This window comes from Fibrobacter sp. UWR3 (genome assembly GCF_900143055.1).
Taxonomy (GTDB): domain Bacteria; phylum Fibrobacterota; class Fibrobacteria; order Fibrobacterales; family Fibrobacteraceae; genus Fibrobacter.
Genome location: NZ_FRCW01000015.1, coordinates 44,914 through 55,511, shown reverse-complemented (window position 1 = coordinate 55,511; position 10,598 = coordinate 44,914). Strand labels below are relative to the sequence as shown.

Genomic DNA, 10,598 nt, shown 5'->3' with positions numbered 1-10,598 from the left:
AATATAAACAGGATCATCCGGATCAGGTTCCGGAATATATTGGGAACAGCGAAATGCCACCGGTTTAATCGCGGCAAACGATTCGACCGTTGTGGCAAAGGCAAAAAATGCCACCAATACTAAAGAACTCGAGTTCAACTTCATAGATGCCTCGCTTTTTTCTAACAAGATAAATAAAAAAAAGACAGCTCGGTAAAAATTCTTTTGCCGTTGTGCCCGAATTCACATTCAAAGCCTCCAATAAAGTGTTAAAGCGCACATTTTGCCCCGACAACCAGGCAAGGACGTCCCATTTTTCTAAATTTTCGGCGGTTTTGAACCATTTCCAAGGAGTCAGGATGTTCAAGAAAATTATTCTCGCGCTCGCAGTGCTCGCCTGTGCAAGTTTTGCCACATGGGACTACTATCCCATCCCGCAAAACAAGAACGGAGGCGCAGAAGCGGGCCTCTACTACGACAAGGACCACCGCTGGTCTCAGGCCGGCCTCAAGATGGGCGCACGCTTTACCATGATCAAGGGTCTCGAAATCGCCCTGACCAGCTGGGGCTACCAATTCTGGAACGAGGAAGACTGCTCGGGCTGCGTGAACGGCGGCGACGGACTTCGCGACCTCACCATCGGCGGGCGTTTCGAAATCGCCCCGATGATTACCGCCTTCCTCGACTTCAACCTCCCCGTAGGTGACGACGAGTACGACGGTGCGGGCACGAACCCGCCCTCCAACGGAGAATTCTCCATCTACGCAGGTGCGCAGTTCTCGGCCCCGACCAAGATGGACGGGCTCCTGTTCGGCACGGAAGCGGGCTTCCTCTGGGGTTTCGAGCACGACAACCACGAACGCGGGCTCGACATCCATGTGGGCGCCGAAGTGGGTTACACCATCCCGAAAGTCGGCCTTACTCCCTATATCGGCATGCTCCTCAAGTTCCGCCTCAGCGAGAGCGTATGGTACGATGGCAACGATACCGAACACGGCTATGCCGATCGCAGGTCCCGCCAATACAACCTCTGGATGGGCATCGCCTACGACATCACGCCGATGATTACCGTGAAGGGACAGTTTATCTTCCGCAACGAGAAGTATAAGGGCGTTTGGACTGACGGGAACCCGCACCACCTTGGCGGCGACGCCAACGGGCTCTACATGGCGGCAGTCTTCAATTTCTAGCCCTTTTCGCACAATTTAACAGCGAACTACGAATTATTTAGAAAGTATTAGGACGACGCGGGCAAAATCCGCGTCGTTTTTATTTTTGGGGAAAATCACATTTTTCGGAACCTGCACACTTTTTTGTTGCAAACGTGCGTTTTTTATATTATCTTAGTATAAAACCCTCAACAAAGGAATCACAATGTTCAAGAAAATCCTCCTGGCTGCAGTCCTCGCGGCAACAGCCTCTTTCGCACAGATTAACTTCGGTGTCCATGCTGGCGTCGACATGAACACCCTCTGGGGCGACGACGCCGAAGATTTCGGTACCAGCGTCGGTTTCAATGCCGGTGTCGGTATGAAGATTTCTCTCCCGTTGCTCCCGATTACGCTTGCCCCGGAAGTGTTGATCGACATGCGTAACTTCAGCATCGAAAGATCCGGTGAAGACCTGGGCGTGACGACCTGGGCCCTGGATATTCCGGTTCTCGTCCGTTTCTCCCTGCTCCCCATCCTCTACCTCGAAGGTGGCCCGCAGTTCGCTTTCAACCTAAGCACTGATTCCGAAAAGGTTGGTGGAACCTCTATCGCAGACTGGATGGACTTCAATACCTTCGAATTTGACCTGGTGTTCGGTGTCGGTACCGGCATCGTCCCGCTGGTCGACATCGACTTCCGCGTGGTTCTCGGCATGACCAACTTCCTTGCCGACCCGGAGATTGGCGATCCGCTCGATGTTTCGAACATGCAGTTCATGCTCGGCGCAACCTACTGGTTCTAGTCGAAACTGCTAGCGCATAGCATTTAAAAAGACGTGCAGCGATGCACGTCTCTTTTATTTGCTCATTGTCACCCTCGCGCAGGCCAATGCTGTCATCCTGGAGCCCTGTCAAGGGCGATAGGATCCATTACAATTTAAAGAACAAGTCATCCCATTCAGGATTCATCGACTGTATCAGGTCAATCTTCTTTTCTCGGAGTAAATTCTTCATTGACTTTTCACGTTCTATAGCATGCCGCATATCCGTATATCCTTTCTTCTGCATAAGCGGGAAAGTACAAAAAAGACCATTGAAAAACAATGGCTTTAAATGGCATGGATTCTATCGGCCCCGAAGGGGCCTCCAGAATGACAAGAAGGTTATCTCACGTCATACACCGGGACCGGCAAACTCTCGCCAGCCTTCATCGCGGCGTCAAGTTTTTTGGACTTCTCCGGGTCAAGCCACCAGTAGACGGGAATGGCGTCTTCGCGGTTGAAATGGTCCAACACCTTCTCGGGAGTGCCATAGCGGTTCCAGTAGAGGATGCGGTGGTGGTCGCACTGCCACATGAGCACGTACGGCACGATTTCTGCGAGGCGGTTATCGAGCGCCTTCAGGATTTCGTTGCGCTTGGCCAAATCGAATTCCGTCTTCTGCAAGTTGATTAAGCTATCGACCACCTTGTCTTGCACGCCGGCCAAGTTGTTCGTGCCCTTCTGGAGAGCGGTCGCAGAATGCCAGCTCGCTTCGGGGTCGCGGAGGCGGCCAGCGCCCCAGTTCACCCAGTAAAGGTCAAAGTCGGCATCGTCCAGACGCTTGCGCAAGGTGCTCTGGCTCATCTGCTCAATGGTCGCCACCACGCCCACCTTCTTCAGGTCTTCCTGGAACAGCGTGAGGTGGCGCAGGTCTTCCTGGCTCGTGATGAAGTTAATCGCAAACGGCTTGCCATCCTTCTCGAGCACCCCCTGGTCGTTCACCTTGTAGCCCGCCTCAGCAAAGAGGGCGCGGGCGCTATCCGGGTTGAACGTGTAGAGCGGCGCCGTCGGGTTCTTGTTGCCTTCCCACAAGTCGGGGTAGTAGCTGTTCAGCAAGAAGTACTGGCCAAACATGTACTTCTCGTTCATCGCCTCGCGGTTCAGGAGCATCGAAAGGGCGCGGCGGACGCGCACATCCTGGAACTGCGGCTTGCGCAGGTTGATGGCCATGCCCTGGAATCCGATGGGCTCCTTGTTAAAGATACGCTGCTTCACGGCCCATCCCTTCTTCACGGCGTCGAAGTCAGTCTGCTTCATCCAAATACTGCTGGTGTAGATGGCGTAGGCGTTGAAATCCTGCTTCTTGAAGGCTTCGAGCGCCTTCGTCTGGTCGTTCATGAAGCGGTAGCGGATTTTCTGGAAGTTGTACTTGCCGCGGTTCCAGTTCTTATGGAAGCCCCACCAGTCGGCGCGACGTTCCAGTTCCACATAGCGGTCTTCGCGGAAGGTCTTGATCTTGTACGGGCCCGAGACGACCGGGAACTCGTAGCGGATCTGGTTGAAGTCCTTCCCTGCCCAGGCGTGCTTCGGGAAAGCGAGCATGCCCGCGGCTTCCCAGAAGTTACCCCAGTGCGATTCCTTCGCGGTCATCTTCACCGTGAGGCTGTCGACCACCTCCGGGCGGTCGAAACGGCTAAGCCCGACCTTGAAAATCGGCGTGAGGTTCTTCTCGTCCATGATGACGTCGTAGTAGTACTGCACGTCCTCGGCGGTGACGGGCTTGCCGTCGCTCCACCGGGCCCGCGCATCTACGTGGAAGGTGAACGTCTTGCCGTCTTCCGATACGCTCCAGCTGTCGGCGAGAATGCCCACTTCGCGGTCCTCGGTGGAGTGCAGACTCACGAGCGGTTCGAACATCATGCCCATGAGCTCGGCAGAGAAGCTGTTGTAGTCTTCCCACATGTTGAACGACTTCGGCATCGCAGAGCCCCAGAGCGTAATCGTTCCGCAGGGGCGTGCATCCTTAGAAGCGACCGGGTCGAACTCGCCTGTGGCGGTGGAATCGACCGGCAGTTCCGGGCAGTTCAACTCGGCGTTCTTGCCCGCAGGCTTCGCGCCCGCAGAGCCCTGCTCGTTGCAGGCGGTAAGGAATAAAGTCAATGCCGCAGTCAAAGACACGGCGCAAATGCGAACAATAGAATACTTCTTCATGCTACGAAAGATAGATAAAACTAGCATTGTCTTCCCGGGCTTGTCCCGGGAACGCCGATTCCATTACGAGCAGACTCAATTATCTTCTTTGTAACGCCAATAGATTCCGACAGGTCATTCCATTCAGCATTCATCGACGCAATAAGATGAGCCTTCCATGTACGTGGGTAACGTTTTAGTTGCTTTTCCCTTTTGATGGCTTCATCAACATTATGAAACAGTTCATAATAAACAAGTTTTGTGATGTTGTATTTGTCTGTAAATCCCTTGTTTAAATGGACTTTATGTTCTACGATTCTACGGACAAGATCATTTGTAACTCCCGTATAAAAGACGGAATTGTCACTTGTAGTTAGAAGGTAGACATAGTAGTTATGAAACCGCATACGACGAATATACACAAAACGGCTTTAAAAAACAAATGCCTAACGCAGGCATAGAAACGACGACCCCGGCACTGGGGCCGGGGTGACATTCTGGATAATCTACGGTCTAAAATACCTTTTCGGCTTGACCGGTTTCTCGCCGGAGGGCTGCGGGGCGTTCTTCTCGCGCTCCGCCTCCTCAGCCTTGAGCATTTCGAGCGTCGTGCGGGCCGCTTCCTGTTCGGCCTTCTTCTTGTTCGGGCCCGTCCCGCGGCCGTAGACCTTGCCGTTCACATGGACCTCGGCAGTGAACACCTTCTCGTGTTCCGGCCCCGACTCGTCCACAATCTTGTATTCCGGCGCCACGTGAATAGAGCTCCCCTGGGTGTATTCCAGCAGGGCGCTCTTGTAGTTCACAAAGTCCTCGGCGCTCATGATTTCCGCCACCCGCGGGAAATGGAACCGGTTGAGAATCGCCCGGACCTCGTCGAGCCCGCCATCCAGGTAAACCGCCCCGAGAACCGCCTCGTAGGCGTCGGCCAGGATGCTTTCCTTGCCCCGACCGCCCATCTTGGCCTCGGACTTGCCTATCTTGACGTACTCGCCCAAATCCCATTCCTTCGAGGACTGCGCGCAGGCGTGCCCCGAGACGATGGCGCTCTTCCGCTTTGAGAGTTCGCCCTCCGGGTCGTTCGGGAAGGCCTTGTACAGGTACTCCGTGGTGAGCATGTTCAGCACGGAATCGCCCAAAAACTCGAGCCGTTCGTTGTTGCTCGTGTACGAGATGTCCTTCCCCATCAGGTAGGACCGGTGGACCAGGGCGTGGGCCAGCAGTTCCGGTTCGCGGAACCGGTACCCGAGCTTCGCCTCAAGCCCGTCACCGGACTTCTGGCGAAACCAGAGTTTTAAGACTTTATGCAAAAGAGTTTGATTTTCCATAGGCGGTAAAGAAAAAGGGCAACCCGTCCGGGGTCACCCTATTTAGTCCTGTTTTCGAAGAACCCGGCTAATTAAGCCTTCTTGGCTTCGATGAAGGCGACCACGTCAGCAACCTTCTGGAACTTTTCGGCGTCAGAATCGAGGATTTCGACTTCGAATTCGTCTTCGATAGCCATCACGAGTTCGACGCGATCGAGAGAGTCAGCACCGAGATCGTTGCCGAATTCGGATTCGGGCTTCACGTCTTCGGCCTTAACGCCCAGCTTGTCAACGATAACAGCGGTGACCTTCTTGAAAATTTCTTCGTTCATTGTAATCTCCATTTGGATTGATTGTTTGACTTAAAATTTAGTAAAAAACGCCTAGGCGTTCAACCCCCCGTCAACCCCCAGAATCTGGCCTGTGATGTAGCAGGCATCGTCAGAAGCCAAAAAAGCGACCGCATTGGCCACATCTTCGGGCTTTCCGATACGTCCGAGGGGGATCTGGGCTGCATATTTTTCCTTGGTGGCATCGTCCATGGCGGCAGTCATGTCCGTCCCGATAAAGCCGGGGGCGATGGCGTTCACCGTAATACCGCGGGAGGCAAATTCCCTGGAATTCGAGCGGGTCATGCCGATGATACCCGCCTTGGCGGCGGCGTAGTTCGCCTGTCCGGCCTGGCCACGCAGGGCATTGATGCTCGAAATATTGATGATTCGGCCGGTGCGCTTGCCCATCATGGTGCGGGCGACCGCGCGGGTGCAAAGGAACACGGAACGCAGGTTCGTGGCAATCACGGCGTCAAATTCCTCGTCCTTCATGCGCATCAGGAGGCCGTCACGGGTAATACCGGCGTTGTTCACCAGGATATCGACCGTACCCATGTCGGCAATAATCTGCTTGAACACGTTCTGCACCGTTTCGGAGTCGGCCACGTTGCATGCGTAGCTCTTGACCTGCACCCCAAGTTCGGCGGAAAGTTTGGCGGCCAATTCTTCCTTGACCGAGGTGGAAAGGATGGCGACGTCAGCACCTTCGCTGGCGAGCTTGGTTGCAATGGCAAGACCGATACCGCGGGAAGCGCCAGTCACGATGGCTTTTTTACCTGTAAGTTTACCCATAATAGTCCCTAGTCATTAGTTGTTAGTTATTAGTTTCATGTTTGGCGGCACAGCCGCGATTATAAAAGGCTAATGACCATTGACCAATGACCAATAGCCATTAATTTATCCCTTAAGTGCCTGGAACGCCTCGATGGTTTCTACCGGAGTGACCTTCACGTCGCGGCTAATCTTGCGCATGAGGCCCATGAGCACCTTGCCCGAGCCCACTTCCACGCCCTGGGTAACCCCGAGGGAGATGGCCTTGTTCATGCAATCGTTCCAGCGGACCGGAGACACCAGTTGGCGCACCAGCAGGTCGGCAATTTCGGAACCCTTCGTGACCGGTTCGGCAATCACGTTGGCAATGACCGGCTTTTCGACATCGTTGAACTTGGTCTTGGCAATCGCTTCGGCAAGGCCAGCCTGTGCGAACTGCATGAGCGGGCTGTGGAAGGCGCCAGACACGGCGAGCGGAATGGCCTTGATGCCTGCAGCAGCGCAGTTTTCAACGAGCTTGTTCACGCCGGCGACCGCACCGGACACCACGATCTGGCCCGGGCAGTTGATGTTTGCCGGAACCACGACACCTTCGGCCTTCACGGCTTCGCAAAGTTCAAGAATCTTGGCTTCGTCCTGGCCCATGATGGCAGCCATGGCGCCCGGGTTCTTGCTACCGGCGCTAGCCATAAGTTCGCCACGGGTACGCACCAGGCGGAGGCCGTCTTCAAAACTGAAACCGCCGGCAGCATAGATGGCGGAATATTCACCGAGGGAATGCCCTGCCACGTAGTCGAACGCGAAACCTTCGGACTTAAGGAGTTCCATCACCATTGCAGAGACTGTAAAGAGGGCCGGCTGCGTATTGTCGGTGCTCTTCAGAACTTCTTCGGGACCTTCGGCCATGAGCTTCGAGAGTGAGAAACCGAGAATTTCGTCGGCCTGCATCATGAGCTTCTTGGCCGGTTCGAACGTGGAAGCGAGGGTCTGGCCCATGCCCACGTACTGGGCGCCCTGACCCGGGAAAAGCAAAATCGTCTTAGACATTATATACATACCTCTGCGGTTAGCCCGCAATTTTTGTTTCCCCCAAATTTAAAAAAGAACGGGGGGATTTCTAGAGCCGCCGGGCAAAAACCGTGCAATCCCCGCAAATGAAAGGAAAATAGAATGTTTTTGTAACAAGGAGACGGATTGGCAGGGAGATCCCCGCCTGCGCGGGGATGACAGTAGGATCCATAATTAAGCCTTCGACATAGTGCCGAGATCCCCGCCTTGGTTCGGCGACGCTCACCACAGGTCGCGGGGATGACAGCGTGAACTCTTCCCTAGCCCTAAGCCCCTCCCTAGTCAAAAAAACAGGAACGGAACCTTGCGGTTCCGTCCCTAAAAGCCTTTTGCAGACAAACTAACGAAAGCCGATTACTTGGCTTCGGCGGGTTCGTCCTTGATGGCGAGCAAGCGTTCGTTGACGTTCTTCGAGACACCCTTCTCGGCGTACTTGGCGGCAACTTCCACAGCCTTCTCGATAGCGAGAGCGTCGGAGCGGCCGTGGGCGATGATGCCCGTACCGTTGAGGCCGAGGAGCAGGGCGCCACCCGTCATGCGGTAGTCCCACATCTCGTCGAAACGGCGTCCGTTGGGAGTATCGATGACACCGAACATCTTCTTGTGCAGTTCGTAGAAGCCTTCAAGCATCTTCAAGACAACGTTGCCCGTAAAGCCGGAGGTAACCACCACGTCGGCGACACCTTCGATAAGCGTTTCGCCTTCGATGTTGCCGATGAAGTTCACCGGGGCGGACTTCAACAGCTGGTGCGCTTCCTGGAGCACTGCCGGACCCTTGTGTTCTTCTTCGCCCATGTTGAGGAGGCCGACCTTCGGCTTCTCGTAACCGAAGTAGGTCTCGGCGAAGGCGGAACCCGCGATGGCGAAATCCACCAGCGTGGAGGCGCGTTCATCGACGTTCGCACCGGCATCGACCAAGATGATCGGACGGTCGGCGGTCGGGATGACGCAGCCGATAGGCGGACGGCTGAACTTGTCGGTCGTACGGCCCAGAAGCATGAGGCAGCTAGCCATCATGGCGCCGGAGTTACCGGCACTCACGGAAGCATCGACCATGCCCTTCTTCTGCAGGGCCACACAGGTCACCAGGCCGGAGTGCGGCTTGGTCTTGAGAACCTGAACGGGGTGTTCGTCCATGGCGACCGGATCCGGTGCATCGACCACGGAAATGCCTTTGCCAGCATAGCCAAGCTTTTCGAGCTTAGCCTTGACCACGGCCTCCGGTCCGCACAGGACCACGTGCAGGTTGGCGTTCTTATTGACTGCGTTTACCGCACCTTCAACAACGACGTCGGGGGCGAAATCGCCACCCAGAGCATCAAGAGCAACTTTTACCATGAACATCTCCTTGCAACTGAACGCTGCATCAACAAATTAGGCTTCGGCGTCCTTCATGTTGACAACTTCGACACCATTGTAGTAGCCACAAACCGGGCACACGCGGTGCGGGCGCTTTGCAGAACCGCAGTGGTCGCAGGTAGCCATCGCGGGCACTTCCATCTTCCAATGGGTGCGGCGCTTGTCACGACGGGCGGTCGAGGTTTTTCTTTTAGGTACTGCCATTTTTAACTCCTATTTTCCATTTTGCTCTTTAGAGCCTTGAGTTTCTCCCAGCGCGGGTCCATGGGCTTTGTGGCCTCGTCGGAACCTTCGTCGGGCGGATTGTTTGATACAAAGATAAAATCTTCGTCAGGATTTTTCACGGGCGCGACCGGTTCTTGCAGTAAAACCAGCTGTCGGATGCACTCGGATACATCTACGAAGTCCTGCCCCTGGGGAATCTTGTAGGCGAAGACATCTGCATCGTCCTCGTCCAGCTCCTGCTTTGCGATGGGGAGCCTCTCGACCTCCGCCACGATTTCGGTCGTAAACGGGCGGTCGAACAAGTCCAGCGTCCTGGAACAGGTCAGAGTTTGCACTCCGGAGAGCGTACCGGTCACGAGACACTTACCGGGGCCTTCGGGGCTCACCAGCACCTCGGCTACCAGATCGCCCTTGAGGTGCAGTTCGTCGAAGATTTCGGGAGCGTCGGCATGGGACCAGACTGCTCGGCGGTCTTCGGGTTCAGTAAGTTTCTGTGCGATATCGATTCTCAAAGTGGCCCAAATTTAATAAAAACTAGACTTGATTTCAATATTCTGAATGTTACATTCGGGCTTAAACAACATGCGGGAGGGGCCCCAGCTCGGAGTTTTAGCCGTTCTATTTGCTCGGGTCGGGCTGGTCCCAGGGGTACTTTTCGCCGGTTTCGGGCGGCATCACGGGTATCATGACCTCAGTCGGGAAGTATTCCGTAGTCGTGGTGATGTATTCCAGAGGCAGCAACGCTCCGGCAGCAATGCCCATCGGCGTCCCCAACGCCTTGACCGCGACCTTGGTCGCGCCCTCGGTCGTCCCCTTGCGCAAAATGGTCTGCGTGCTATACCCGCCATCGCCACGGTGTATTACCGCCTCCCCATACACGACGCCGTTCTTTTCGGCCTCGAAGTACATCTCGTCGCCTCCGGCAACCGGGACATTGCAGTTCCTAGAGTCGTCGCAAACCTTCTTGCCGTTACAGTATATGGCATACCCCTCGCGGGCATCGTCCACCTCGACCTTCACGGTCGCACAGCCGGCAAGCATCGCGGGCACAACGCCACACGCCGCCACAAGGAGAATCTTCTTCATCGGATTTTCTCCTTCGAGACGCGACTCACTATGGGGATGAATTCGTTCGGGTCGTACGCAATGTGGCGGTAAACCCATATAAGGGAATTGTCCTTCGACTTGCGCATCTCGAACACGACAACGACGCCCGCCGTATCGCGGACCAGCTGCAGTTGCAGTTTCCGGTTGCTCTGCTGTTCGTCCTCGACCAGCGTCACGTTGTCATCGATGATTACATACTGCTTGGTCAGCACGCGCAGGCGCTCGCCGTAATCCGGGTGTACTCCTTCTACTTGCACCGGGGGCATGTACACCTTGGAACACCCGCAAAGCATTGCGGCGCAAAGCAGCATAGCCATAAAACCACAGCGAACGAACAAATTCATAGACTTCA

General features: G+C 55.2%; 14 protein-coding genes. 2 read left to right on the top strand and 12 right to left on the bottom strand.

Going from position 1 to position 10,598, the window contains the following annotated elements; all coding sequences use genetic code 11:
* Positions 1 to 64: 64 nt before the first annotated feature.
* Positions 65 to 346: a hypothetical protein gene (locus BUA44_RS15770; RefSeq protein ID WP_072813519.1), complete on the bottom strand. Its 282-nt coding sequence runs from the start codon at positions 344 to 346 to the stop codon at positions 65 to 67.
* Between BUA44_RS15770 and BUA44_RS14630 the strand changes: the two genes are divergently transcribed.
* Together BUA44_RS14630 and BUA44_RS14625 are read left to right on the top strand one after the other, a co-directional pair.
* Positions 339 to 1,169 carry a transporter gene (locus BUA44_RS14630; RefSeq protein WP_072813517.1) on the top strand — a complete coding sequence of 277 codons (831 nt, stop codon included), beginning with the start codon at positions 339 to 341 and terminating at the stop codon, positions 1,167 to 1,169. The genes BUA44_RS15770 and BUA44_RS14630 overlap by 8 nt on opposite strands.
* 184 nt (positions 1,170 to 1,353) lie before the next feature.
* Positions 1,354 to 1,932 (top strand): porin family protein, encoded by a 579-nt coding sequence (locus BUA44_RS14625; protein WP_072813515.1) that lies wholly within the window; start codon positions 1,354 to 1,356, stop codon positions 1,930 to 1,932.
* Between the two features lie 360 nt (positions 1,933 to 2,292).
* On the opposite strand, the gene BUA44_RS14620 is transcribed toward BUA44_RS14625, so the two are convergent.
* From BUA44_RS14620 to BUA44_RS14570, 11 genes are all read right to left on the bottom strand, one after another.
* Complete coding sequence (locus BUA44_RS14620; protein WP_072813513.1) at positions 2,293 to 4,101, bottom strand: extracellular solute-binding protein; 1,809 nt, start codon at positions 4,099 to 4,101, stop codon at positions 2,293 to 2,295.
* A gap of 20 nt (positions 4,102 to 4,121) precedes the next feature.
* Entirely contained in the window at positions 4,122 to 4,487 is a 366-nt protein-coding gene (locus tag BUA44_RS14615) for a GIY-YIG nuclease family protein (protein WP_072813511.1), read from the bottom strand.
* 99 nt (positions 4,488 to 4,586) lie between these two features.
* On the bottom strand, positions 4,587 to 5,405 hold the full coding sequence (gene rnc, locus BUA44_RS14610) for a ribonuclease III (protein WP_072813509.1): 819 nt from the start codon (positions 5,403 to 5,405) through the stop codon (positions 4,587 to 4,589).
* 71 nt (positions 5,406 to 5,476) lie between these two features.
* Positions 5,477 to 5,716, bottom strand: coding sequence for an acyl carrier protein (acpP, locus tag BUA44_RS14605; protein ID WP_072813566.1), 240 nt, complete (start codon positions 5,714 to 5,716; stop codon positions 5,477 to 5,479).
* Positions 5,717 to 5,767: 51 nt separating this feature from the next.
* Complete coding sequence (fabG, locus tag BUA44_RS14600) at positions 5,768 to 6,508, bottom strand: 3-oxoacyl-[acyl-carrier-protein] reductase (RefSeq protein WP_072813507.1); 741 nt, start codon at positions 6,506 to 6,508, stop codon at positions 5,768 to 5,770.
* Between the two features lie 105 nt (positions 6,509 to 6,613).
* Positions 6,614 to 7,534 carry an ACP S-malonyltransferase gene (gene fabD / locus BUA44_RS14595; protein ID WP_072813505.1) on the bottom strand — a complete coding sequence of 307 codons (921 nt, stop codon included), beginning with the start codon at positions 7,532 to 7,534 and terminating at the stop codon, positions 6,614 to 6,616.
* Positions 7,535 to 7,909: 375 nt separating this feature from the next.
* A complete protein-coding gene (gene plsX, locus BUA44_RS14590; RefSeq protein ID WP_072813564.1) occupies positions 7,910 to 8,893 on the bottom strand; it encodes a phosphate acyltransferase PlsX in 984 nt (327 codons plus the stop codon).
* A 36-nt stretch (positions 8,894 to 8,929) separates the two neighbouring features.
* Positions 8,930 to 9,118, bottom strand: a complete 189-nt coding sequence (rpmF, locus tag BUA44_RS14585; RefSeq protein ID WP_072813504.1) for a 50S ribosomal protein L32 — start codon at positions 9,116 to 9,118, stop codon at positions 8,930 to 8,932.
* Positions 9,119 to 9,120: 2 nt separating this feature from the next.
* On the bottom strand, positions 9,121 to 9,651 hold the full coding sequence (locus BUA44_RS14580; RefSeq protein ID WP_072813501.1) for a YceD family protein: 531 nt from the start codon (positions 9,649 to 9,651) through the stop codon (positions 9,121 to 9,123).
* 106 nt (positions 9,652 to 9,757) lie between these two features.
* Positions 9,758 to 10,225, bottom strand: a complete 468-nt coding sequence (locus BUA44_RS14575; protein ID WP_072813499.1) for a hypothetical protein — start codon at positions 10,223 to 10,225, stop codon at positions 9,758 to 9,760.
* Positions 10,222 to 10,590, bottom strand: coding sequence for a hypothetical protein (locus BUA44_RS14570; RefSeq protein WP_072813497.1), 369 nt, complete (start codon positions 10,588 to 10,590; stop codon positions 10,222 to 10,224). Before BUA44_RS14570 ends, BUA44_RS14575 begins: the two co-directional genes overlap by 4 nt.
* Positions 10,591 to 10,598: the final 8 nt, after the last annotated feature.

Bases quoted from the DNA above. Each gene is read 5' to 3' on its own strand.
- BUA44_RS14630 (WP_072813517.1), top strand. From the start codon at position 339: ATGTTCAAGAAAATTATTCTCGCGCTCGCAGTGCTCGCCTGTGCAAGT.
- BUA44_RS14625 (WP_072813515.1), top strand. From the start codon at position 1,354: ATGTTCAAGAAAATCCTCCTGGCTGCAGTCCTCGCGGCAACAGCCTCT.
- BUA44_RS14620 (WP_072813513.1), bottom strand. From the start codon at position 4,101: ATGAAGAAGTATTCTATTGTTCGCATTTGCGCCGTGTCTTTGACTGCG.
- BUA44_RS14615 (WP_072813511.1), bottom strand. From the start codon at position 4,487: ATGCGGTTTCATAACTACTATGTCTACCTTCTAACTACAAGTGACAAT.
- rnc (WP_072813509.1), bottom strand. From the start codon at position 5,405: ATGGAAAATCAAACTCTTTTGCATAAAGTCTTAAAACTCTGGTTTCGC.
- acpP (WP_072813566.1), bottom strand. From the start codon at position 5,716: ATGAACGAAGAAATTTTCAAGAAGGTCACCGCTGTTATCGTTGACAAG.
- fabG (WP_072813507.1), bottom strand. From the start codon at position 6,508: ATGGGTAAACTTACAGGTAAAAAAGCCATCGTGACTGGCGCTTCCCGC.
- fabD (WP_072813505.1), bottom strand. From the start codon at position 7,534: ATGTCTAAGACGATTTTGCTTTTCCCGGGTCAGGGCGCCCAGTACGTG.
- plsX (WP_072813564.1), bottom strand. From the start codon at position 8,893: ATGGTAAAAGTTGCTCTTGATGCTCTGGGTGGCGATTTCGCCCCCGAC.
- rpmF (WP_072813504.1), bottom strand. From the start codon at position 9,118: ATGGCAGTACCTAAAAGAAAAACCTCGACCGCCCGTCGTGACAAGCGC.
- BUA44_RS14575 (WP_072813499.1), bottom strand. From the start codon at position 10,225: ATGAAGAAGATTCTCCTTGTGGCGGCGTGTGGCGTTGTGCCCGCGATG.
- BUA44_RS14570 (WP_072813497.1), bottom strand. From the start codon at position 10,590: ATGAATTTGTTCGTTCGCTGTGGTTTTATGGCTATGCTGCTTTGCGCC.